Source organism: Pleurocapsa sp. PCC 7327 (assembly GCF_000317025.1).
Taxonomy (GTDB): Bacteria; Cyanobacteriota; Cyanobacteriia; order Cyanobacteriales; family Microcystaceae; genus Hydrococcus.
Genome location: NC_019689.1, coordinates 1,316,122 through 1,340,730, shown reverse-complemented (window position 1 = coordinate 1,340,730; position 24,609 = coordinate 1,316,122). Strand labels below are relative to the sequence as shown.

General features: G+C 45.8%; 20 protein-coding genes and 1 pseudogene. 15 read left to right on the top strand and 6 right to left on the bottom strand.

Features of this window, described 5'->3' with window-relative positions; translation table 11 throughout:
- Positions 1 to 7 precede the first annotated feature (7 nt).
- The 3 genes and pseudogenes from PLE7327_RS06000 to lpdA form a co-directional block, all read right to left on the bottom strand.
- Entirely contained in the window at positions 8 to 469 is a 462-nt protein-coding gene (locus PLE7327_RS06000; protein ID WP_015142964.1) for a hypothetical protein, read from the bottom strand.
- A 298-nt stretch (positions 470 to 767) separates the two neighbouring features.
- Positions 768 to 1,406 (bottom strand): annotated as a pseudogene (locus PLE7327_RS05995) (Uma2 family endonuclease).
- 84 nt (positions 1,407 to 1,490) lie between these two features.
- Positions 1,491 to 2,924: a dihydrolipoyl dehydrogenase gene (lpdA, locus tag PLE7327_RS05990; protein ID WP_015142963.1), complete on the bottom strand. Its 1,434-nt coding sequence runs from the start codon at positions 2,922 to 2,924 to the stop codon at positions 1,491 to 1,493.
- A 175-nt stretch (positions 2,925 to 3,099) separates the two neighbouring features.
- Between lpdA and PLE7327_RS05985 the strand changes: the two genes are divergently transcribed.
- Complete coding sequence (locus PLE7327_RS05985) at positions 3,100 to 3,453, top strand: hypothetical protein (RefSeq protein ID WP_217523336.1); 354 nt, start codon at positions 3,100 to 3,102, stop codon at positions 3,451 to 3,453.
- 4 nt (positions 3,454 to 3,457) lie between these two features.
- Complete coding sequence (gene tsaB / locus PLE7327_RS05980) at positions 3,458 to 4,087, top strand: tRNA (adenosine(37)-N6)-threonylcarbamoyltransferase complex dimerization subunit type 1 TsaB (RefSeq protein ID WP_015142962.1); 630 nt, start codon at positions 3,458 to 3,460, stop codon at positions 4,085 to 4,087.
- 31 nt (positions 4,088 to 4,118) lie between these two features.
- Here the strand turns inward: tsaB and PLE7327_RS05975 are convergent, their stop codons facing one another.
- The gene (locus PLE7327_RS05975) at positions 4,119 to 4,874 is read right to left on the bottom strand and encodes an ABC transporter ATP-binding protein (RefSeq protein WP_015142961.1); all 756 of its coding nucleotides are present in this window, start codon (positions 4,872 to 4,874) and stop codon (positions 4,119 to 4,121) included.
- A 404-nt stretch (positions 4,875 to 5,278) separates the two neighbouring features.
- Here PLE7327_RS05975 and PLE7327_RS05970 point away from each other — a divergent pair, with 404 nt between their 5' ends.
- The 8 genes from PLE7327_RS05970 to pstB all read left to right on the top strand — a co-directional run bounded on the left by PLE7327_RS05970 (position 5,279) and on the right by pstB (position 16,042).
- Positions 5,279 to 7,048, top strand: a complete 1,770-nt coding sequence (locus PLE7327_RS05970) for an N-acetylmuramoyl-L-alanine amidase (protein ID WP_015142959.1) — start codon at positions 5,279 to 5,281, stop codon at positions 7,046 to 7,048.
- 628 nt (positions 7,049 to 7,676) lie between these two features.
- Positions 7,677 to 8,501 (top strand): DUF4230 domain-containing protein, encoded by an 825-nt coding sequence (locus PLE7327_RS05965; protein ID WP_254658100.1) that lies wholly within the window; start codon positions 7,677 to 7,679, stop codon positions 8,499 to 8,501.
- Positions 8,502 to 8,517: 16 nt separating this feature from the next.
- On the top strand, positions 8,518 to 9,285 hold the full coding sequence (locus PLE7327_RS05960; protein WP_015142957.1) for a DUF364 domain-containing protein: 768 nt from the start codon (positions 8,518 to 8,520) through the stop codon (positions 9,283 to 9,285).
- Between the two features lie 90 nt (positions 9,286 to 9,375).
- Complete coding sequence (locus PLE7327_RS05955; RefSeq protein ID WP_041392864.1) at positions 9,376 to 11,751, top strand: ATP-dependent Clp protease ATP-binding subunit; 2,376 nt, start codon at positions 9,376 to 9,378, stop codon at positions 11,749 to 11,751.
- Between the two features lie 489 nt (positions 11,752 to 12,240).
- Positions 12,241 to 13,269, top strand: a complete 1,029-nt coding sequence (locus PLE7327_RS05950) for a PstS family phosphate ABC transporter substrate-binding protein (protein WP_041391887.1) — start codon at positions 12,241 to 12,243, stop codon at positions 13,267 to 13,269.
- Between the two features lie 102 nt (positions 13,270 to 13,371).
- Positions 13,372 to 14,301: a phosphate ABC transporter permease subunit PstC gene (gene pstC / locus PLE7327_RS05945; RefSeq protein WP_015142954.1), complete on the top strand. Its 930-nt coding sequence runs from the start codon at positions 13,372 to 13,374 to the stop codon at positions 14,299 to 14,301.
- Between the two features lie 26 nt (positions 14,302 to 14,327).
- On the top strand, positions 14,328 to 15,251 hold the full coding sequence (gene pstA / locus PLE7327_RS05940) for a phosphate ABC transporter permease PstA (RefSeq protein WP_015142953.1): 924 nt from the start codon (positions 14,328 to 14,330) through the stop codon (positions 15,249 to 15,251).
- Positions 15,245 to 16,042, top strand: a complete 798-nt coding sequence (gene pstB, locus PLE7327_RS05935; protein ID WP_015142952.1) for a phosphate ABC transporter ATP-binding protein PstB — start codon at positions 15,245 to 15,247, stop codon at positions 16,040 to 16,042. Before pstA ends, pstB begins: the two co-directional genes overlap by 7 nt.
- A gap of 54 nt (positions 16,043 to 16,096) precedes the next feature.
- Here pstB and PLE7327_RS05930 read toward each other — a convergent pair whose 3' ends face one another.
- Complete coding sequence (locus PLE7327_RS05930) at positions 16,097 to 17,179, bottom strand: class I fructose-bisphosphate aldolase (RefSeq protein ID WP_015142951.1); 1,083 nt, start codon at positions 17,177 to 17,179, stop codon at positions 16,097 to 16,099.
- A gap of 302 nt (positions 17,180 to 17,481) precedes the next feature.
- On the opposite strand from PLE7327_RS05930, the gene PLE7327_RS05925 reads away from it, so the two are divergent.
- The 5 genes from PLE7327_RS05925 (at position 17,482) to PLE7327_RS05905 (ending at position 23,708) form a co-directional block, all read left to right on the top strand.
- A complete protein-coding gene (locus tag PLE7327_RS05925; protein ID WP_015142950.1) occupies positions 17,482 to 19,599 on the top strand; it encodes a TIGR00300 family protein in 2,118 nt (705 codons plus the stop codon).
- Between the two features lie 101 nt (positions 19,600 to 19,700).
- Positions 19,701 to 19,796: a photosystem II reaction center protein T gene (locus PLE7327_RS05920; protein ID WP_015142949.1), complete on the top strand. Its 96-nt coding sequence runs from the start codon at positions 19,701 to 19,703 to the stop codon at positions 19,794 to 19,796.
- Positions 19,797 to 19,982: 186 nt separating this feature from the next.
- Positions 19,983 to 20,525 carry a transcriptional regulator NrdR gene (gene nrdR, locus PLE7327_RS05915; RefSeq protein ID WP_015142948.1) on the top strand — a complete coding sequence of 181 codons (543 nt, stop codon included), beginning with the start codon at positions 19,983 to 19,985 and terminating at the stop codon, positions 20,523 to 20,525.
- A gap of 264 nt (positions 20,526 to 20,789) precedes the next feature.
- A complete protein-coding gene (locus tag PLE7327_RS05910; protein ID WP_015142947.1) occupies positions 20,790 to 21,770 on the top strand; it encodes a 30S ribosomal protein S1 in 981 nt (326 codons plus the stop codon).
- A gap of 390 nt (positions 21,771 to 22,160) precedes the next feature.
- Positions 22,161 to 23,708 (top strand): ferredoxin--nitrite reductase, encoded by a 1,548-nt coding sequence (locus tag PLE7327_RS05905; RefSeq protein ID WP_015142945.1) that lies wholly within the window; start codon positions 22,161 to 22,163, stop codon positions 23,706 to 23,708.
- A gap of 69 nt (positions 23,709 to 23,777) precedes the next feature.
- On the opposite strand, the gene proC is transcribed toward PLE7327_RS05905, so the two are convergent.
- Positions 23,778 to 24,581, bottom strand: a complete 804-nt coding sequence (gene proC / locus PLE7327_RS05900) for a pyrroline-5-carboxylate reductase (protein WP_041391885.1) — start codon at positions 24,579 to 24,581, stop codon at positions 23,778 to 23,780.
- Between the last annotated feature and the right edge of the window lie 28 nt (positions 24,582 to 24,609).

Sequence of the window (24,609 nt, the reverse complement as noted above, 5' to 3'; positions counted from 1 at the left end):
AACCGTTTCAATGATAAATTTCCAGGTGCAAGACATAGTGCCCCAAGCGAACATTCTGCGACCACAACTCGTACTCGACTCGCAAGTGCGTCGGTAGAGGAGAACCTTCTAGTTGCAAACTGCGAGTATAGTTACGCAGGCGGAAAGACTGACCGTCTCGATCGCCGCTGCCATTGAACCAATAGCGGCTAATGCCGTAAATTCCTTGTTCCCAATAATGACGATAAGCTAACCGATCTTTTCCTTGCATCGTCATAATTGCTCGATAGGGGGAAATTTCCAACCAGAGTAACCTTCCGTTTTCCAGGGAGCGATCGACTGGTTGAGGCAGATCTAACTGGTAAAACAGCAGGTGAAATCTTTGTCGATCTTTCTGATATAAGGTTGCTGCCGCCTCAATCGTCGAACAAATGGGGAGATCGGTTGAAAAAAGAGATAGGCAGATAGGTCGGCGATGATGGGTTAGCATAAAGAGCAAAAATAAATGAGGCTATCTATCTAAGATAGACCTCAAAGGTATAGGTGTAAGCTGCTTTTTTCTGTAAAAGAGAAAAAATTCTTAAGCGGATTTTTCATCGCGACCAAATGTTCTCTCTGCCTCTTGAATGAGCTACTGCCACGCGCCTTCTGGCTGCCAAATTTCTGCCATCGGATAGCGCGATCGCGCTTCGGGCAATTTTAAGACGTGCTTTTGAAAAAGATACAGAAAAGGGGAGAGGTTAGTAGTTAGTGGTTAATGGAAAAAACTACTAACTACTATCTACTAACTAAACTGCTGCCTTAATCAATTCCTCAAACTCTTCTAAAGCCTGACTTACACCAACTTCTTTCGCTCGTTGCATAAACTGTGGAATCAACTCGATAAGCGGAAGATTGCTAAATGTAGGACTGGTCTTAGATTCAACGTAGCGATCGCCCTGCAACACGTTAATCGTTAATTTTCCCTGCCTATAAATCCACAACTCCGGTACTCTCAAAGCCTCATAAGCTTCTTGTTCTGTCTTCGAGGTGAGCTCCATTTCAATCGCTAAATCGGGAGGCGGATCGACGGACAAATCCAGTCTTTCTCGACCGATGACAGCTAGATAATTCTGAATATAGAAACACTCATCGGGTTCGATTCCGGCTGCTATTTCCTCGATCTTAAACGTTGTCGAACCCAAAGGTTCCCAGGGTCTTTTTTGAACTCTGAGTAGGGTTTTGACTAAATCCGCCAGCAACACTTTTGACCGTTAGTGTTCTGGGAGTGGAGTCATAATTTCCAGAATTTCTTTTGCATAAGCAATACGAGACGAGCGCTTCTCTCCTAACTCCCTTAAAATCGTTTCAAAGCGTTGCCAGGATACCGGAGACAGGGTAATTTTTTGCCCTGGTTCTAGCTGAAGCTCGATCGCGGTCGTTGCCATAGCACTCGTTTCTCCTAAATAGTTAAGTTAATAGTAGTTAGTGGTTAGTTGGAGAAGTAATAACTACTAACTACTAACTACTCACTAAACTGCTACTTCTGCCCGTTTGTATGCCTCGTCGAGAACTTCAGAGAGGGTAGGATGGGTATGGACGTTAAAGGCGAGGTTTCGGACGGATTGACGTTCTGCGATCGCGTTGGCGGCTTCTTGAATCAAATCGGAAGCGTGAATGCCAATAATATGAACGCCCAACACTTCGCCCGTATCTTGGCGATAGACGACTTTTGCCATCCCCTCGGTTTCGCCTTCTGCAAGGGCTTTAGAATTGCCTTTAAAGTAGGTTTTAACCGACGCTACCTCAAATCCTTCCTGTTGACCTAATTCTTTGGCTGCTGGTTCTGTCAGTCCCACATAGCTAATTTCTGGATGAGTGAAGGCGGCAGCAGGAATGCTGCGATAATCGATGGTTTTTTGACGACCGCAGATATTTTCGACGGCGACCACTCCTTGACCGGATGCCGCGTGGGCAAGCATCATTTTCCCCGTAGCATCGCCGACTGCCCAGAGATGGGGAATTGGTTCTCCATTGCTTAAGACTGCCATACGATCGTCTACAGGAATATAGCCTCGGCGATCGAGTTCTACGCCTACCGATTCTAACCCCAAATTCTTAGTGGCAGGAATGCGCCCCGTTGCCACTAAGCAAGCATCGACTTCTAGAACATCGATAATTTCTTTTGTTTGTGCATCTGCCAATTCAATAACCACCGGAGAACCCGGTTTTACGGTTTTAGCAAGCGTTCCTACATAGGTTTCGATATCGCGGGGATCGATCAAAATCCGTTTGGCTATTTTAGAAATATCCGGATCGAATCCTGGCATGAGGGTATTTAGGGCTTCAATCATGGTAACTTCGCACCCTAGCGCCGTATAAATATCGGAAAACTCTAACCCGATATAACCGCTGCCGATGATAGCAACCCATTTGGGCAGGGTTTCTAATCTGACTGCTTCATCGCTAGTAAAGACGGTTTTGTGGTCGATTTCAATTCCTGGCGGTACGAACGGCACCGAACCGGGACACAGCATAATATCCTTAGCCGTGACGATCTTTTCGCCATTTTCGGTAATGACGCTCACTTTTTGGGGAGCGACAATTTTTCCCCAACCGCGAATCGTATCGACTTTAAGACGCTTAAGGCTGTTGGTGAGATCGCCGCGAATCTTTTCAACTAGATTAATGGCATGGTTGGCGATCGCTTGGCGATCGAAAGTTACACCGCCAACGTGGATTCCAAGACTGTCTAAATGGTGAGTATCGTGCAATTCTCTGACTCTTCCCGATGCAGCTAGGAGGGCTTTAGAAGGGATACATCCCCGATTGACGCAAGTTCCACCCATGTCTTTTGCTTCGACAATTGCGGTTTTCAATCCGCATTTGACCGCGTGTAGCGCCGCGCCGTGTCCGCCGACGCCCGCACCAATAATCACTAAATCGTAATCAAACTGTTCGCTCATAGACGCTCCTTATAGGCGATCGCAACCTTATTTTAGAATTAATTGCGATCGAGTCATTTTTAAGCTCATGAATTCAGAATTGCTCCTAGATCGAGCTATCGAACTGGCTAGAAAAGCCCACGAAGGACAGGTTGATAAAGCAGGATAACCTTACATCGGTCATCTTATCTGCGTCATGAATAATTTAGCAAATGTTGAGGAGAAAATTGTCGGCGTGCTTCGCGATGTAGTGGAGGATTCCGATCTAACCTTTGAAAATCTAAGAGAATTAGGATTTTTAGAAATTGTCGTTGAAGCAATTGACGCGCTGACGAAACTTTCTGAAGCAGATTATGAAACATATCTCAGTCGCGTCATGCCTAATCCCATTGCTTTAAAAGTTAAAATTGCCGATATGAAAGACAATATGGATCTCGATCGCATTCTCTATCCAACCGAGCAAGATTACCAACGGCTTGAGCAATATCAGATGATTCTTCCACAGTTATTGACAGTGCTTGCTAAACTTTCTCGGGCTACAATTCATTAACACAATGCCAAACTCTCACCTCAACAAATATGCTCTCGCTCTTCATACTAGCAGTCCTCAATTGGGACTGAGCCTGAGTAATTTTGCTGGCGACAGTCGCACTCAAACCTGGAATTTAGATCGAGAATTATCTACTTATTTACATCAATATCTCGTTGAATTTCTTAAGCCTCAAACTTGGAAAGATCTAGAATTTATTGCCGTAGCAAAAGGGCCTGGAAGCTTCACCAGTACTCGCATCGGTGTTGTAACTGCTCGAACTTTAGCACAACAGTTAGAGATTCCTTTGTTTGCCATTTCTACCTTAGCAGCGCTGGCTTGGGCAAAACGCGATCGCTCCTCTTCCAATCAAACAATTGCTCTGCAAATGAATGCAACGCGAGGTCAATTATATGTTGGAATTTATCACGTTTGCGAGCAACCTTCGGGTTTGATTGCCTATTTACCCGATACGGTAATGACACCAGAAACATGGCAACAAACCCTAGAAAAGTCAGAAACTCCTTACAAACTAATTATCGCACCAACCGAGCTAGGAGCGACTGCCGATAGTTTACTCGAACTAGCTTATCAAGATTGGCAAGCTCAAAAGCGCCCTCATTGGTCGGAAGCTTTGCCATTTTATGGAGTATGATTCTCGTTACCAGTTCAAGCTTCACTAACCGTTAACTTACTACCACCTGAAGCATTTCTTCTGGAGTGAGATAGGGGTATACGACTTGTCCGTCGCGGAACCAAATAATGCGCTGAGAATGACGCGCTACCTCTTGTTCGTGAGTGACTACAACAATAGTAATCCCGCTAGTATGTAGTTCTTTAAAAATCGCTAGGACTTCGCGAGTCGTCTGCGAATCGAGTGCGCCCGTGGGTTCGTCTGCTAGCAAGAGAAGAGGATTATTGACAATAGCACGAGCGATCGCAACCCGTTGTTGTTGTCCTCCGGAAAGTTGATTGGGTTTGTTGTTCATTCGATTTTCCAACCCGACTCGCGTTAAGGCAACTATCGCGCGATCGCGCCTTTCTTGTTGGGGCACGGCTGCATATACCATCGGTAACATGACATTTTCCAATGCTGTCATCTGAGGCAGCAGATGAAATTGTTGGAAAACAAAACCAATTTTTCGGTTGCGAATTTTGGCTAATTCGTTGTCCGGCAGTTTTGAAACATCTAAGTTATCGAGATAGTAGCGTCCAGAGGTAGGGCGATCGAGACAGCCAATAATATTCATTAAAGTAGACTTTCCCGATCCTGATGCTCCCATAATCGAGCAGTATTCGCCTTGGTCGATAATCAAGTTTACGTTAGAGAGGGCATGGACTGCTGTTTCTCCACTGCCATAAACTTTAGATACTTCTTCCAAACGAATAATGACGGGATGGTAATCGTGAGGAGATTTCTGAGGTAGGCTCTCAAAGGTCATGTTAAAAGGGTCGAGCTTGCGATCTATCTACTAAGGATTCAGCATTAAATACACTTAGTGCGAGCAGGACGCTCGCGAGCAAGACGAAAAGCGTCCTGAACGTAAGCGAAGGATCTCTCACACTACACTGGAAATTAATTTTGCTTATCTACTATTATAGGTTTCCTTTTTTTAAATTCTTTTTGAGGTTCGCTAGATAACATTTTTAGAGAAAAAAGCCAGCTCGTTTTTTTACAAAAGAGAATTCCAAAATCCTGGCAGAATAAAAAATAAAAAGCCATCGATAGTTTACCTCTAATATTGTTAGATAACTAATCGAAAAAATCATGAATTACAAATGATGAATTATGAATTTGGTTTTATGATACCTTGTTTAAATTAAACCGAATAATTTCTATCGAAGCATGAAAAGATTTTTGGGAGCGATCGCATTTGTCATTATAATGATAATAGTAAGTAATATGGGGACTTTCTTGGCTAAATCGGAACCAACGCTATATTTAGCCTACCCTCCCAACAATCATCAAACGACTTCAGACAAGATTTTCCTGATAGGAACTGCTTCTCCCGATAGAGAAGTGTTAGTCAACGGTCAACCCATCGATCGCAATAAAAGCGGACATTTCGCACCCAGTTTTCCCCTCAAGATGGGAGAAAATCTCTTTAGTTTGAGCGATCGCGATCGGGAAATCCAGGTCAAAGTCACTCGGATTGCCAGCGAACCAGAAATGCCAGTTGGCATTGCCTTTGCTAAAAATTCTCTTAGCCCCGCAGTAGATATTGCCAGACTGCCCGACGAACTCATTTGTTTTAGCGCGATCGCGCCCCCGAACGCTACTGTTTCCGTGCGATTAGATAACCAAACCATTCCTTTATTAGCCCAAGCACAAACCGTTCGATTACCGCCTAATTCTGCTGTTTTAACTTCAAGCAACGAACCCGCCACATCGGAAGCAGGCAACTATCAAGGATGTTCTACCTTTTCCAAAGTCGGTAAATTAGGAAATCCTATCTTTCAACTCAGCCTAGATGGAAAAACAATTACTCAACCGGGTGCGGGAGGAATAGAAATTCTTTCTCCGAGCAAATTGGAAGTAGTAGAAATAACTGCCCCATCGGGAGTGGCTAGAACGGGTCCGAGTACCGATTATTCTCGTTTAACGCCTTTACCCAAAGGAACGATGGCTTCTGTTACAGGGATAGAGGGAGAATGGTTGCGTTTAGATTATGGCGGTTGGATTAAGCGAGAAGAAACGCGATCGCTCCCCAATAATATCCCCCCAAAATCGATTATTCGAGGCATTAATTCTCGACAGGTTGAAGGAGCGACAGAAATTGTTTTTCCCCTACAAGTTCCCGTTCCCGTTAGCGTACAACAGGGAGAAAAAACGCTGACTTTAACGCTTTACAATACAACCGCACAAACCGATACGATTAAATTCAATGACGACCCGATAATTAAGCGCTTAGACTGGCAACAAATCGCACCGGGACAAATTCAATACATTTTTAATTTAAAATCGGAGCAACAATGGGGGTATGACTTGAGATATCAGGGAACGACTCTCATTCTTTCTCTGCGACATCCCCCACAAAACCAGAAACAAAATCCGACCTCTTTACAAGGAATTAAAATCCTTCTCGACCCCGGACATGGCGGTACAGAAACAGGGACAACCGGACCAAATGGCTACACAGAAAAAGAAGTTGTTTTAGTGGTTTCAAAACTATTAGAGCAGCAATTAATCAATCGCGGTGCGACGGTTTACATGACAAGAGAAGAAGATAAAGAACTCTCTTTGCAAGTAAGAGTCAATGCGATCGATACAGTCAAACCAACCATTGCACTTTCAGTTCACTATAATGCCTTGCCAGATTGGGGCGATGCGATAAATACCAAAGGAGTGGGAATATTTTGGTATCATCCCCAGGCACACAATTTATCAGTTTTTCTCCATAATTATCTAGTCAAACAACTCAACCGTCCGTCCTATGGCGTGTTTTGGAATAACCTCGCTCTAACTCGTCCTTACATGGCACCTTCAGTTTTATTAGAACTCGGATTTATGATCAATCCCGATGAATTTGACTGGATTAGCAATCCACAAGAACAAGAGAAATTAGCGCAAACGCTAGCAGATGGAATTGTTGAATGGTTTGATACGGTTCGATAATAGTTTGTCTGCCTGACGAGAGAGGCTGTTTCGCAGACGGGCGTATTAAGTTAATACCAATTTCCTAATTTATCCAAAACCCTTTCCTAAAACCTCACAGAGTGACAAACAACCGTAAAGGACGATGAACAGTTATCGGTAACAGAGACCCCTAAACAAAACAATTCAAATAGAAAAAACTAGCAGCATTCTTACCGATACCAATCAAATATGAGAGTTGTCGTCATCTTCAAAGACTTTTGGTATTATCACAACTAACCCAAGATATATTTGGTTCCCCATTCTCAAACATAAAAAAGAGAAAATGTTAGGTAGCGATCGATAGAATCCGATGGCAAGAACAAAATTTATTTGTAGCCAGTTTAATTGAAAAAAAGAGCAATTCTGCTCTTTTGGATGTTACAAAATAAAAAGGCAATAGGAAGATAGAAAAGCAAAAAAGATTAATCAAATCAGTTTTGAGATTGCTAAAAGGGTATGAAGTAGTGCTGGTTGAGTGACAAAACTCAAATCGCCCTCACCCCAACCCCTCTCCCAGAACAGGAGAGGGGCTTTCAACTTAGGACTTTTACCTGAAGTCCCTTCACCCCTTGTGGGAGAAGGGATTTAGGGATGAGGGGACAAAGATTTGTCAGTCAACCAGGAAGTAGTGATTATTAGCGATCGCGAATTTAAAACAGATTGTACGATTGTTCATAGTCGTCCGCCCGTCCACAATATGAGAACGTCAAAACAATCGCGGTGCGATTCGCGAAACGCTAATCGAGTCAATCGCGTCTCGTTTCTACTCAAGAATTTCCTCCTGCTGAGCAAAGGAGGTATCGTGCTAATAATCTTACTCTTGTTGTGGGGAATGTGGCGTGCGGGACATCGTTTTCTGGCAGAAGTCGAAGCCTTTTTAAATGCGCCACCGCCTGCGCCTCAAATTAATATTTCTAGTTTAATTGTCGATCGCATTCGAGGGGCAAGCGAATTAACAACAGCCATTTTAGCGATTGAAACGGTAGTTCCAACGGCTCAAGAGCGCAAATTGGGAAATTTTGTGCTGGGAACGACGAAATTGCTTTATATCGCTCGCGGTGAAGTGAAAGCAGGGATAGATTTAAGTAATCTTACGGCTGAAAATGTTAAGGTAAGCAATGATACTATTCAAATTCGCTTGCCGCCTCCAAAAATTCTCGATAATCAAATCGATATAAATCGCTCTGGCGTATACTATTATGACCGAGGATTTTTGAGTTTGGGACCCGATGTCGCGCCGCAATTGCAGACAATGGCGCAACGAGAAACGCTAGAAAAATTTGTCGCTACAGCTTGTAGTGAAGGTTTGTTGGAAGAGGCGAACGAGCGGGCTAAATTGGCGATCGCGCAGTTACTAACGACGGCAGGGTATGAAAAAGTAGAAGTAAACGCGACTACCCCCTCGCCCGAAACCTGTAGTGCCACTCAATAAGTCAAAATAATGACTAATGACACATCCGCAAGAAATCTACGATCTGCTCTTGGATTACGGCAATACGAATGCTCAAATTAGAGAAGTTTTAATCGGCTTAACCTGGACGCTTTGCCAAACCGAATCAATTGGTTTGTGCATGAGTCCGGGAACGACAACTCGTACCTTACCTTGGTCGGGGACTTTAGTCAATAGATCGATTGCCGAATTAGCGCCTTGGTTGCGATCGTGGGATAGCTATCAAGCTACCGTAGCAATGGCAGCGATTAACGCAGCGATTAATAGTCGCTCTCCCCTCCCTGCCAAAGCACAGCCGTTGTCTCCGCAAGGAACGGCTAATTTAGCTGTTTTCGAGCATTTTTTACCTCTCATTCGCGGCAAACGAGTAATGATAATCGGACGCTATCCAGGACTAGAACGCTACGAACAAGAAATGAATCTGAGCGTCATCGAACTTCAACCTAGCGCACGAGACTACCCCGCACCAGCATCGGAGTATCTACTACCCGAATCGGAGTGGGTGTTTTTGACGGCAATTTCTATTGTCAATAAAACCTTTCCCCGTCTGGCAGAGCTAGCCAAAGATGCTAAGCTCGTATTGATGGGACCGACAGTTCCCTGGTTAGAAGAATTAGCTCGATTCGGGGTGGACTATCTAGCAGGGATAGCCGTCACCAATGCAGAAGCACTGCGGCAGACTGTAGCAGAGGGCGGCGGAGTCAGAATTTTTGAAACGGGAGTGCAATACCGCGTGCTGGAATTATTTAGGGACAACACTGCCTAAGATTACGGGTTTCCTCACTGCAATCGCCCCGGCTCGAACGATACAGTGAGAAAAGATGAAGAAACATTACAAACCCGGAGTGCTCAGATCGTGTTTGAATACTTCAACGAAAAAGCCATCAAAGCCATTATCTTAGCTCAAGAAGAGGCTCGTCGTGCCGGGCACAACTTAGTAGGCAGCGAGCATCTTCTGTTGGGATTAATTGGCGAAGAAACCGCGATCGCTGCAACAGTCCTGCAAGATCTGGGTATTAACCTTCTAGACACGCGACGGATCATTGAAGAATTAACGGGCAAAGGTCCTGGATACAGCCCTACAAATATTCCCTTTACCCCAACAGTCAAACACATTTTCGAGCAAGCGCTCCAGGAAGCTCGTAACTTAGGCGATAAATCAATTGGGTCAGAGCATATTCTACTAGCGATCGCTGCCGCTCCAGATACGGTAGCCGCAAAAGTTCTCGTTCGGCAAGGCATCGATCTCGCCAAACTGCGGACGGAACTGATTAAAAAAGCCGGAGAAAAGGTCACCGCTGCCGTGGGAGCGCAAGAAAACCCCCCGATCTTTGGTCGCCAATCGCAGCCACGCGCTGCTTTGGAAGAGTTCGGAACCGATCTCACCAAACTCGCTGCCGAAGGCCTGCTCGATCCGGTTGTCGGACGGACTAAAGAAGTCGAGCGGACCATTCAAGTCTTAGGTCGCCGTACCAAGAATAACCCCGTTCTGGTGGGCGAACCGGGAGTGGGAAAAACCGCGATCGCGGAGGGACTCGCTCAACGCATCGTCAACGGAGACGTTCCCGAAATCCTCAAAGACAAGCATGTCATTAGCCTCGATATGGGGTTAATGCTTGCCGGAACCCGCTTCCGAGGCGAGTTTGAAGAGCGCGTCAAAGCCGTTGTCGAGGAAGTCCGCAAAGCCGGAAATATTATCCTCGTCATCGACGAAATTCATAACCTAGTCGGTGCTGGAGCAATGGGTGGGGCAATGGATGCAGCTAACATGCTCAAACCCGCTCTTGCCAGAGGCGAATTGCAATGCTTGGGAACGACGACTCTCGATGAATATCGCCAGCATATCGAGCGCGATCCTGCCCTAGAGCGTCGTTTTCAACCGATTATGGTCGGCGAACCTTCCGTCGAAGAAACGATTGAAATTCTGCGCGGATTGCGGAAAAACTACGAAGAACACCACAAAGTTAAATTCAGCGATCGCGCGATCGAAGCCGCTGCTAAACTGGCAGATCGCTATATCTCAGATCGCTTCCTTCCCGATAAAGCGATCGACCTTATCGACGAAGCGGGTTCTCGCGTCCATCTCAGACATTTTTCTAGGAACAGAGGACGGACAAGGAAGGATGAAGGAGAATTCGATGCTCCCGTTATTAACCCTCAATCGCTCGTTCCCGTGGTAGACGAAGAGGAAATCGCTCAAATCGTCGCTTCTTGGACGGGAATTCCTGTTACCAAGATCGCAGAATCGGAGTCCCATTCGTTATTGCATCTAGAAGCAAGGCTGCACGAACGCATCATCGGACAAGAGCAAGCGATCGAAGCCGTTTCTCGTGCCATTCGTCGCGCCAGAGTAGGCTTGAAAGATCCCAACCGACCGATTGCGAGTTTCATCTTTGCCGGACCGACTGGAGTTGGCAAAACCGAACTGGCAAAAGCATTGGCGACCTATCTCTTCGGTTCCCCAGATTCTATGATTCGACTCGACATGTCGGAATTCATGGAATCCCATACCGTTTCCAAGCTGATTGGTTCGCCGCCGGGATACATCGGTTACGAGGAGGGAGGACAACTCACCGAAGCCGTCCGCCGTCAACCTTACACGGTCATCCTCTTCGATGAAATCGAAAAGGCTCATCCCGATGTCTTTAACATGCTCTTGCAGCTTTTGGATGACGGTCGTCTGACCGATGCCAAAGGACGCACGGTAGACTTCAAAAACACCCTCGTCATCATGACCTCGAATATCGGCTCTAAGGTCATTGAAAAGGGAGGAAGCGGATTTGGTTTTGAGATGGCTGAAGACCGCGCTGAAGCAGCTTACGATCGCATTCGCGGCTTAGTCAACGACGAACTCAAGCAATATTTCCGTCCTGAGTTTCTCAACCGTCTCGACGATATCATCGTCTTCCGTCAACTGACGAAATCAGAAGTGCAACAAATTGCCGATATCTTGCTTAAGGAAGTAGCGGCTCAATTGAAGGAACAACGAGATATTACCTTAGAAGTAACCGAGGCGTTTAAAGCGCTCGTCGTTCAAGAAGGATATAATCCCAGCTATGGCGCTCGACCTCTGCGCCGTGCCATTATGAGACTGCTGGAAGATAGTTTGGCTGAAGCTATCCTCTCCGGTCGGATTAAAGATGGAGACACTGCAATCGCCGATGCAGGCGATCGAGGCGAAGTAAAGGTTTTCGCTTCCCAGCCGCTCGACGTTGTGGTTGCTAGCCGTTAGTGCCAATTAAATTATCATTTTCTAGATTTAGCCTATCCGCCTCTAGTCTTTTAGAAGGCGGATATTTTTTTCCGAAGCATTTAAGCGCGATCGCTTTAATGTTTTCAAGCTAATGGATTTTATTATTTATGAATTATGAATTTTTAGCGATCGCTAATAAACAATAATAGTTATTGCTTTTTCTGACAATTTCTCGATCGGAGAAAATAAAAATAAAACCATTAAAGAGATCTCGCTACTAATCAAATTCAAGGTTCGATTTCAGATTTAACTTTTTTTTCAAAAAAACTCTAATTTCATAAAACAAATAGCAGTTATTTCATTTGATAGCTGGCTAAATTCATTATGACAAATTTGATAATCAATTAAACTTTACTTAAACTTTTGTTAAATAACTCTTAATGATTACAATAAAAATTTTTGAATAAAATAAAGAAAAAATCAGCTAATATCTACTTGACAAAATAAATTTTGTTATCGAAACAAAACATGAAGACAAAAACAATAAATTTTAAATTCAAGCGTTGGATGATGGCAATCGCCTTAGCAGTCGTCACTGCTATTCTAGTAGTGACAGTGCCTGCGGTTCAATCCCAAAATCAGCCAACAATCAAAATTGATGGTTCCAGCACGGTCTATCCCATCACCGAGGCAGTTGCCGAAGATTTCCAAAAAGCTAGACAGGGTGCTGTCCGCGTAACTGTGGGGCTTTCTGGAACGGGTGGCGGATTCAAAAAGTTTTGTTCCGGGCAGACAGATATCTCTAACGCCTCCCGACCAATCAAGGATGAAGAGATACAGGCATGTAAAGCGGCTGGTATTAACTATATCGAACTACCAGTTGCCTACGATGCTCTAACCGTCGTTGTTAACAAACAAAACAACTGGGTAACTAGCATGAGCGTAGCCGAGATCAAGAAAATTTGGGAGCCAAGCGCTCAAGGAAAAATCAAAACTTGGAATCAAGTGCGCTCGAATTGGCCCAATGCCCCTATAAAATTATTTGGGCCGGGTGCAGACTCCGGTACATTTGACTACTTCACAGACGCTATTGTTGGCAAAGAGGGAGCAAGTCGAACTGACTATACCCCAAGTGAAGATGACAACGTCCTCGTCCAAGGGGTTGCCCGCGATAAAAACGCTTTGGGCTACTTTGGCATGGCATACTACGAAGGTAACAAAGACAAGTTGAAGGCGGTTGCGATCGATAATGGCAAGGGAGCTGTAAGTCCTTCTATTTCAACCGTGCAAAACGGAACCTACCAACCCTTGTCTCGACCCCTATTTATTTATGTCAGTTCAAAAGCGGTTCAACGACCTGAAGTGAAGCAGTTTGTCGAGTATTATCTCACCAACGTTGGCAAGTTGGCTCAAGAAGTTGGCTATGTTCCTCTGCCAGCACAAGCCTATCAATTAGCCATGAACAACTTCAAAAACAACAAGATGGGTAGCGTCTTTGTTGGACGGGAAACAGTAGGAGTCAGAATTGAAGACCTTCTTCGACTAGAAGCCAGATAATAATCAATATTATTTGAAGATTAAGAAAAAGGACGGAGAAATCAATTATTTTTCCGTCCTCATTACTCTGATACCTCATGGTTTTTATTGGCGAATAATTTTATGACTGAAAAACAGCTATACCTAGATAAGGCACAGAGAAGCTATCGCAAGCTGGTAAGGAATGTGCGAGAAGGGGCAATTGAATCGATCTTGTTTTTGGCAGCCTTTTCCTCGATTGCTACGACCTTTGGAATTCTCGACGTTCTCATCGGTGAATCCGTCAACTTCTTTAAAAAAATTCCCATAACGGAATTTCTCACAGATACTCAATGGAGTCCGCTATTTGCGGATCCCCATTACGGAATTCTGCCATTGCTATCAGGAACGTTGGTAACATCAGCGGTTGCGATGATAGTCGCCATTCCGTTAGGGACAATTGCGGCGATTTACTTAAGCGAATTTGCTCCTTCTCGATTGCGCGAAACCATCAAACCTGCCTTAGAGTTATTAGCAGCTATTCCCACCGTCGTTTATGGTTATTTTGCTCTTCTGTTTGTTACGCCGCTATTGCAGAAGATTTTTCCAGACCTACCTGGGTTTAATATGTTAAGCGCTGGGCTAGTGATGGGGTTAATGATCGTTCCCTTGATTAGTTCTATTAGCGAAGATGCAATGCGAGCTGTTCCTTTAAAATTGCGGGAAGGCTCCTATGCAATGGGAGCAACTCGCCTACAAACCGCCTTGCAAGTCATTTTTCCGGCAGCAATTTCTGGGATTAGTGCTGCTTACATCTTGGGAATTTCCCGCGCTGTCGGCGAAACTATGATCGTTGCCATTGCTGCCGGACTTCAGCCCAATCTCACCTGGAACCCTTTCGATCAAGCTGCCACCATCACAGCTTATATAGTACAGGTAAGTCTTGGGGATTTGCCTCACGGTAGTCTAGAGTATCAAACCATTTTTGCCTCTGGGCTGACTTTGGTGTTGATGACTTTGGTCTTAAATATCATCGGACATTTTCTCGCCAAGCGCTATCGAGAAATTTATTAAAATTCCGAGTTCTGAAAACAGTGACTATGTCAATAGGAAATTTAGAGCAAATTCGAGCGGATATTAATCGTCGTCAGTTAGTTAATACTATTTTTGCCATCATCGGTTTGACGACAATTTTGGTGTCAATTTTAATCCTACTAGGACTGACGATCCAAATGGCTATTGATGGTGCATCGCGCCTGACGCCACAATTTTTTATTTCTTTTCCCAGTCGCCGTCCAGAAGAATCTGGTATTCTCTCAGCTTGGGTAGGAACGAGTTTAGTGATGCTGGTCACTGCCATAGCAGCAATTCCTTTAGGCATTGCTTCGGGGATTTATTTAGAGGAATACGCTCGCAAAAACTGGATTACCGACATTATTGAAATTAACGTCACCAATCTCGCTGGCGTTCCCTCGATTGTCTACGGGTTGTTAGCCCTTGGCGTGTTTGTCTATCAATTTAATTTGGGGGAGAGCATTCTGGCGGCAGGATTAACGCTAGCCTTGTTAATTCTGCCCGTTGTGATTGTCACAACCCGCGAGGCAATTCGCGCTATTCCCAATAGTCTGCGAGAAGCTGCCTATGCAGTGGGAGCCAGTAAATGGCAAATGGTCTGGGATCACACTCTCCCTTACTCGTTTGGGAGTATTCTTACGGGCATAATCATAGGTTTATCGCGGGCAATTGGAGAAACTGCTCCCGTGATAACTATTGGTGCGCTGACCTTCATTGCTTTTTTGCCAGATCCTCCTTTTAAAAGCGAATTCCCCTATCTTTCTTTTGCCTGGCTGCAAGCGCCTTTTACCGTCATGCCCATTCAAATGTTTAACTGGGTATCTCGTCCCGAACCCGCCTTTCAGTTAAACGCGGCAGCCGCAGGTACCGTGCTGACTCTCATGACGCTTGGCATGAACGGTCTGGCTATTTATCTTCGCTATCGTTTTCGTCAAGGTATCAAATGGTAGAAAAAAACAGCGAGCAACAATCTAATTTAGTTGCGCTCGAACCCAAAGCTAAGGTGACTAACCTCAATTTTTACTATGGTTCATTTCATGCCTTAAAAAACATCAATTTGGCTATACCAGAAAAACAAGTAACGGCTTTGATCGGTCCGTCTGGGTGCGGTAAAACCACTTTGCTGCGATGTTTCAATCGCATGCACGACCTTTACCCCGGCAATCGCTACGAAGGAGAAATCCTCATTGACTCTATCAATATCCTGGGTCGTCAGGTCGATCCAATAGAAGTCCGCATGCGAGTCAGTATGGTATTTCAAAAACCCAATCCTTTTCCTAAATCTATCTATGAAAATGTTGCCTATGGTTTGCGAGTTCGAGGCGAAAAGAAGCGCAGTCTGATTGATGAAAAAGTTGAAGATTCTCTCAAAGAAGCTGCTTTATGGGATGAGGTGAAAGATCGCTTGCACGAATCGGCTTATAATTTATCTGGGGGTCAGCAGCAGCGTTTGTGCATTGCTCGCGCTTTAGTGACCGATCCCGAAATGATTCTTTTCGACGAACCGACCTCTGCTCTGGATCCGATCGCAACTTCTAGTATTGAAGAACTGGTAAGCGAACTAAAAAAACGAGTGACCATTGCGATCGTTACTCACAGCATGCAGCAGGCAGCCAGATTATCTGACTTCACGGCATTTATGTATCTAGGCGAAATGCTGGAGTTTAACAAGACCTCGATAATGTTTTCCGATCCTTCCCACAAGCAAACCAGAGAATATGTTAGTGGAAGGATTGGATAATCTTAGATTTTTGAGATTCAGGGATCGGGATCTAATTGCCCAATCCCGTATAGTTTATGCAATCGTTACTTCTGGAGAGAGATAGACATCTTGAATCGCATGGAATAACTTAACTCCTTCCTCAAAAGGACGCTGGAAGGTTTTGCGACCGGATATCAATCCGCAACCCCCCGCCCGTTTGTTAATTACTGCAGTGCGAACGGCTTCGGCAAAGTCATTTTTCCCGGATGCGCCGCCGGAATTGATCAAACCGCTGCGACCGCAATAGCAGTTGAGAACTTGATAGCGAGTCAGATCGATGGGATGGTCGCTAGTGAGTTCGCTATAGACTCGCTCGTCGGTTCTGCCGTATTTTCTGCCGGTTGCTTTGGCAACGGCTTCGTAACCCCGATTATTTTCTGGCAGTTTTTGCTTGATGAGATCTGCTTCAATGGTGACTCCCATGTGATTGGCTTGACCCGTTAAGTCGGCAGCGACATGGTAATCTTTATCTTGTTTAAAAACATCGTTACGCAGGTAGCACCAGAGAATCGTTACCATGCCCAGTTCGTGGGCGCGGGCAAAAGCTTTGCTGACTTCCTGAATTTGACGGCTCGATTCTGGCGAACCAAAATAAATTGTTGCCCCAACTGCTACAGCACCCAGATTCCAAGCTTGTTCGACGCTGGCGAACAAAATCTGATCGGAGGGGTTGGGATAAGTCAACAGTTCGTTGTGATTGAGTTTGACGATAAAGGGGATGCGGTGGGCGTATTTGCGCGACATCATCCCTAAAACTCCTAAAGTTGTCGCTACCGCGTTGCAACCGCCTTCGATCGCGAGTTTGATAATATTTTCTGGATCGAAGTAGATCGGATTGGGGGCAAAAGAAGCGGCGGCGGAATGTTCGATGCCCTGATCGACGGGCAGAATAGAAATATAGCCCGTGTTGGCAAGTCGTCCTGTCGAGTAGATTTGCTGAAGGCTGCGGAGAACTTGGGGATTGCGATCGCTACTAGCCAAGATTCTGTCGATAAAATCAGGTCCGGGCAGGTGCAACAGCGATTGAGGAATCTTTGCTTTATAGGTCAATAAACTTTCTGCTTCGTTTCCCAGCCAAGATTCAATAGAGCCAGGAGCAGATAGAGTAGTAGTCATAGTCCCTTCTTCCTAAAATTCAAAGTGCGGACTTTATTTCTATTGTGACTCTCTCTTTCGATCCTGAAATCTTTTTCAAGATAGACCTGCATGGGCGGCGATCGCAATTTTGGCTTATCGTGCGCTCGAACCCCCAGCCAAAGCTTAGCTTTGCCCGAAGGCAAATTCATCGCCTATAATGAAAGATTGGTTTGTCAAATCGAATTTTCTGGTTAGCGCAAACGTTTCTAGAAATAAGCTTGAAAGTCACTAGAGCAGACTGAGCTATTTAAAGTTCTTGAGAGGTTTATCAATTATTGATTATGGCAGAAACAATTCGCTTCCTGATGTGTGCCCCCGACCACTACGACGTAGATTACGTCATCAATCCGTGGATGGAGGGCAACATTCACAAATCCTCGCGCGATCGCGCCGTCGAGCAGTGGCAAAAACTCTATCGCGTTATCAAAGATCGAGCGATCGTCGAGCTAGTGCCTCCTCAAAAGGGTTGGCCCGACATGGTATTCACTGCTAATGCTGGACTGGTTTTGGGCAATAACGTCGTCCTCAGCCGCTTTTTGCACAAAGAACGCCAAGGGGAAGAACCTTACTTCAAACAGTGGTTTGAGGAAAATGGCTTTGCGGTTTACGAACTTCCTCAAGACTTGCCCTTTGAAGGAGCCGGAGATGCCCTATTCGATCGCGAAGGACGTTGGTTGTGGGCGGGATACGGCTTTCGGACCGAACTCGATTCCCATCCTTACCTCGCTAAATGGCTAGATATTGAGGTATTGTCTCTGCGTTTGGTAGACGAACGCTTCTATCACTTGGATACTTGTTTCTGTCCCCTGACGGGCGGCTATTTGCTCTACTATCCTCCTGCATTTGATTCCTACTCCAATCGCCTAATCGAACTGCGCGTCCCAGCAGAGAAGCGAATCGCGATCGACGAACCCGATGCGGTCAATTTCGCCTGCAATGCGGTCAATATTAACTCAACCATCGTCCTGAACAAGGCGAGCGACAGTCTCAAACAAAGGCTTACCGAGATTGGGTTTGAGGTGATAGAAACACCCCTGACAGAATTTCTCAAAGCAGGCGGTGCGGCAAAGTGCTTAACCTTGCGCGTCACCGAACCCGTTCTCGATTACGTTCATGCCAACGAACCCGTCGAGAGCCGCATTATTAGGCTCGAAGGACATCTCCTCGATGCAGGGATCATGAACCAAGCCCTCGATTTAGTGGTCGAAAATGGCGGCAGTTTTAAGGTTCTCAATTTTAATCTCGGCATAGAACGACAGAGCACCTCTTCGGCAGAAGTCAGAGTCTCGGCGCCTTCCCATGAGATCATGGAAGACATCATGACCCAGTTGATCGAAATCGGTGCCGTCGCCCCGCCTCAAGAAGTTTGCGACGTTAATACTGAAGTCGTTACCCAAGATGGAGTCGCACCCGATGACTTCTACGTCACGACTATCTATCCTACCGAAGTGCGCGTCAATTGCGAGTGGGTGAAAGTACAAAAGCAGCGCATGGATGCCGCAATCGTCGTAGAGCCAACCCCTGATGGTCTGACCGCTCGTTGTAAGCTCCTACGGGATCTTAAAGTCGGCGATCGCGTTATCGTCGGAGTAGAAGGGATTCGCAATCCTCGCAAACCCGAATCGCGCGAACAACGCAATAGCCACCAGGAATTTGCCTTTATGTCGGGAGGGGTTTCCAGCGAACGCCGCGTCGAATTGGTCGTCGAACAAATTGCCTGGGAACTGCGCAAAATTCGCGATCGCGGCGGGAAAGTAGTGGTTACGGCGGGTCCGGTGGTCATTCATACCGGAGGCGCTCAGCATCTCTCTCGCTTAATCCGCGAAGGATACGTCCACGTTCTCCTAGGAGGAAATGCGATCGCGGTTCACGATATCGAACAAGCGATGATGGGTACTTCTCTCGGCGTGGATATGCAACGGGGCGTGCCGGTACGCGGCGGACATCGCCATCACCTCAAAGTTATCAATACTATCCGTCGTTGCGGCAGCATCGCCAAAGCAGTCGAGCAGGGCGTTCTGACTAAAGGGGTCATGTACGAATGCGTCAAGAATAACGTTCCTTTCTGTTTGGCAGGATCGATTCGCGACGATGGTCCCCTTCCCGATACGGAAATGGATTTAATTAAAGCGCAAGCAGAATACGCGCGACTGCTGCAAGGGGCGGAAATGATTCTCATGCTCTCAAGCATGTTGCACTCGATAGGGGTTGGCAATATGACCCCCGCTGGCGTGAAGATGGTCTGCGTAGACATTAACCCAGCTGTGGTAACGAAACTGAGCGATCGCGGTTCGGTCGAGTCTATCGGCATTGTGACTGACGTGGGATTATTCCTGAGTTTGTTGGTGCAGCAGTTAGATAAATTAACGAGTCCCTATCATTTCGTACCAACCCTTTAGAAGAATAGAGACGTTCCAGAGAACGTCTCTACTAATTCTAAATTCACGCCAGGCAACTTTTTGATACACTATTAACTAAAGCATTTTTAGGAAGTCTTGATATGGAAAGCGTTGCTTATATCTTAGTCGTCGCCATGGCACTCGCGGTGATCTTCTTTGCGATCGCGTTTCGGGAACCCCCTCGCATCGAAAAATAGTCCCAGATTACTAACCTGCATAACATTTTAATATTACATAACCTTCTTGAGCCGCTACTATCTATTTCTCACTTTTGAGAGAAAATAGGCAACGGCTCGGCTTTTTGTTTTCTTGCTTGAAAAATATATAGCAAGCGATTTCCTAAGTCATCGCTTTGCGGATGGCAACCCACCCCAAACAAGCTCATGTTATGTCCTTATTGCCAGCACACCGATAGCCGAGTTTTAGAATCGCGTTCCACAGAAGAGGGACAAAGTATTCGGCGACGTAGAGAATGTTTGCGATGTAAAGGTCGATTCACAACTTACGAACGAGTCGAATCCGTTCCCATCAAAGTGGTCAAACAAGACGGTCATCGAGAATATTTTGAGCGTGCTAAGCTTTTGCGAGGGATAATCCGCGCTTGTGAAAAAACGGGTATTCCTCTCGAACGACTCGAAGCGATCGTCAATGAAATCGAAGCCCGACTTCAGCAGCGTTCCGAGCGAGAAGTAACCAGTCAAGAAATCGGACAGTTAGTTCTTCAATACCTACGTCACGAAAACGAGGTCGCTTATGTTCGCTTTGCTTCCGTATATGGCAAGTTTAAGGGGATTAAGGATTTCGTAAAGACCTTGGAGCGGCTCCAAAGTCCGGCGGAGGTGACGCAAGACGCAAAAGACTCGCACGAGCCTGTCCTAGAGGAGTCAGACTTAAAAGATTCTTCATCGATAGTGACTTCTTCTTAGAATAAGAATATAATATAAAATTCCTCGCTCTGATATGCACCCAATTAATGCAGCCGAAAACCGCTAAGATAAATAAATGAATCTTTTTAAGAGGGATGGCTACCTGAATTATTAAAAAAAGGTTACTGTGCGAACTATCTGAAGAACCTGTCAAACCAATGGGTAAAAGGTACAACATAATATTAGGTGTAGGCTGCACGCAATTAAAGTGAGTGTACATCAACAGGAGGCATAGCAACACAAGGAGATAACTGAAAAACGTACATGGTCAGTCAGAAAAAAACAGCTACTAAAGAGATCGGTTTTACCCACGAAGATTTTGCCGCCCTTCTCGACAAATATGACTATCACTTCAGTCCTGGGGATATCGTACCGGGCACGGTGTTTAGTATGGAACCTAAAGGGGCGCTGATTGATATTGGGGCAAAAACAGCAGCCTTCATTCCTATTCAGGAAATGTCAATCAATCGAGTTGACGACCCTGTAGAGGTTTTGCAACCAAACGAGACGCGGGAATTCTTTATCTTGACCGACGAAAATGAAGACGGACAGTTAACCCTTTCTATTCGTCGCATCGAATATATGCGGGCATGGGAAAGGGTGCGTCAACTGCAAGCAGAAGACGCTACAGTACGCGCCAACGTCTTTGCCACCAATCGTGGCGGTGCTTTAGTCAGAATTGAAGGATTGCGAGGATTCATTCCCGGTTCTCATATCAGCGCCCGCGAAGCCAAAGAAGATTTGGTCGGTCAAGAACTGCCCTTAAAATTTCTTGAAGTTGATGAAGAACGAAATCGACTGGTGTTAAGCCATCGCCGCGCCTTAGTAGAACGCAAGATGCACGGTTTAGAAGTCGGTCAAGTCGTCACGGGAACGGTGAGAGGAATCAAGCCCTACGGTGCCTTTATCGACATTGGCGGGGTCAGTGGGTTACTGCATATCTCAGAAATTTCTCACGACCATATCGATACGCCTCACAGCGTCTTTAACGTCAACGATGAATTAAAAGTGATGATCATCGACCTAGATGCGAACAGAGGGCGAATTTCGCTATCGACCAAACAGCTAGAACCAGAACCTGGCGATATGCTCAAAAATCGCCAAATAGTCTTCGAGAAAGCCGAAGAAATGGCTGAGAAGTACCGTCAGAAGTTGTTGGCTGAAGCGCAAGAAAAAGTTGTTGACGAGGCAGACATTCCTCCTGCTCTAGACGAAGAAATGGCGATCGCAGCGACAGAAGATTAAACCGACCTGTTTCTGAATCTAGTAGGCAAAAGAATATACATAAAACAGGAGGGATCCCCCTCCTGTTTTTGTAACGGGATTATTGTACAGAACTTGAGAGCGGATGCTTTCTATGCGCATATTGCACTTTAAGAATGCAGCTTATTCATGAAATAAACTTTTTCGTTACAAGCATTACAAAATTTACCCGGATAAAATTAATTAAATGTTTACATGAATTAATAGCAAACCTATCCTATCTTAGATGTTTTCCAATATTTAAAGCTATACAGCTACCGAGTCAAACATCTTAACAAAATATTGGTAAAGCCCTCATAGGCGTCGATCGCAAAAACTTCGGTCAATTCAATAATCTAGCAATCCAGACCGGACTTAAGGAGGAATTATCCCGTGGTACAAGCACCCCGACGAGACGAAGCAGCAACCCAGAACAAATTTGAAAAATTTAAAGCAGAAAAAGACGGACTAGCAATAAAAGACGAACTGGAACATTTTGCGCAAATTGGCTGGGAAGCCATGGACAAAACCGACTTAGAACATCGGCTCAAATGGATGGGGATTTTTTACCGTCCCGTCACCCCAGGTAAATTCATGATGCGGATGCGGACTCCCAATGGCATTCTCACCAGCCAACAGATGCGAGTTCTAGCCGAAATCGTCCAGCGCTACGGCGATGATGGCAACGCCGACATCACCACCAGACAAAATTTCCAGTTGCGAGGCATTCGCATCGAAGACGTACCCGATATCGTTCGCCGTCTCAAAGCTGTGGGAATGACTTCCGTGCAGTCTGGAATGGATAACGTTCGCAACATTACGGGTTCTCCGGTGGCGGGACTGGATACCGATGAGTTAATCGATACCCGCGAGTTAGTCCAAAAAATTCAAGATGCTATTACCAATAGCGGCGAGGGCAATTATGAGTTTACCAATCTGCCTCGCAAATTCAATATCGCGATCGAAGGCGGACGAGATAACTCAGTCCACGCCGAAATTAACGATATTGCCTTCGTTCCCGCTTATAAAGAGGGACAGTTAGGCTTTAACGTACTCGTCGGCGGCTTTTTCTCGGCTAAACGTTGCGAAGCGGCAATTCCTCTCAATGCTTGGGTACCGCCCAATGACGATGTAGTCGATTTATGCAGGGCTATTTTGATCGTTTTTCGAGACCATGGCTTGCGCGCCAATCGCCAGAAAGCACGACTGATGTGGCTAATTGACGAAGTAGGTATAGAAACATTTCGTTCGATGGTGGAGAAGCAATTCGGTCGTCCTCTGGCTACAGAGGCCCAAAAAGACCAGATCGACTGGGAAAAGCGCGATTTTATTGGCATTTTCCCGCAAAAACAACCCGGTCTTAACTTCGTTGGCTTGCACGTTCCCGTGGGACGACTGTATGCTGGGGATATGTTGGACTTAGCACGAATGGCAGAAGTTTATGGCAGTGGAGAAATTCGCCTCACTGTCGAACAAAACGTGATTATTCCCAACATTCCCAATGAGAATTTGGATGCCTTTTTAGTCGAACCGCTACTACAGAAATTTACAATTAGTCCCAAGCCTCTAGAACGCGCCTTGGTTTCCTGCACGGGCGCTCAATTTTGCAATTTTGCTCTAGTGGAAACGAAAAATCGTGCCCTGGCTTTAGCAAAGGCGTTAGACGAAGAATTAGAATTATCTCGTTCGGTACGAATTCATTGGACAGGGTGTCCTAACTCTTGCGGGCAGCCTCAGGTTGCCGATATCGGACTGATGGGCACGAAAGTCCGCAAGGATGGCAAAACTGTAGAAGGCGTAGATTTGTATATGGGCGGCAAAGTCGGCAAGGATGCTCGGCTCGGGACTTGCGTGCAGAAAGGCATTGCCTGCGATGACTTATTGCCAGTCTTGAAAAATATTCTGATTGAGAATTTTGGCGCTAAGCCCAAGCAGAAGTAGCTGTTTATCTAATAGACCTCTAAAGAGGATTTAAGCTATTAGCTTGGGATTTAAATCCCAAGCGGGTAACTACGATCGCCCTAACTCCTGCGAACGCCGAGTTGCTGCCTGGACTGCTTCGATCAAAGCCGAACGAAAACCAGCCCTCTCCAACTGCGCTACCCCAGCAATGGTCGTTCCACCGGGACTGGTTACTCTATCTTTTAATTCGGCTGGATGTAGCTGCGATTCCTGGATGAGTGTTGCCGTCCCCAGTACGGTTTGTAGCGCCAATTGAAAGGCAACGGCACGGGGCAATCCAGCAGCAACTCCCCCATCGGCTAAGGCTTCGATCGCGATCGCGACATAAGCGGGTCCCGATCCCGATAAACCCGTTACCGCGTCCATGAGCGATTCTGAAACTTCTACGACTTGCCCCACGGCTTCAAAAATAGATCTCGCCAGGGATAGATGATGGTTTTCTACTTTTTTACCAGGTGCGATCGCAGTTATTCCCGCACCTACCGTCGCGGGAGTATTGGGCATCGCACGAATGACGGGCTTGTCTGGAAAGGCTGACTCTAGACGACTTAAGGGAACGCCAGCCAGAATTGAGATAACTAGCGATGGTTTTTCCTGTAGCGCCCCCAACTCAGACACGACTGCCTCTAACGCTTGCGGTTTAATCGCCAGCAACAAAACTTCCGACGCAGCCGCCGCCTTGTTATCAAAAGCGACTCGAATGCGATACTTCTGTTGCAAAAAATCTCTTCGCTGCGACAAAGGTTCGCTAACCGATATCTCATAGGTCGAGTAAACTTTCGCAGTAATCAAGCGGGATAAAATCGCTTCCGCCATTACCCCGCCGCCGATAATACCTAATTTAACAGACACCCGATTTTGATAATTTAAAAGATAGAGG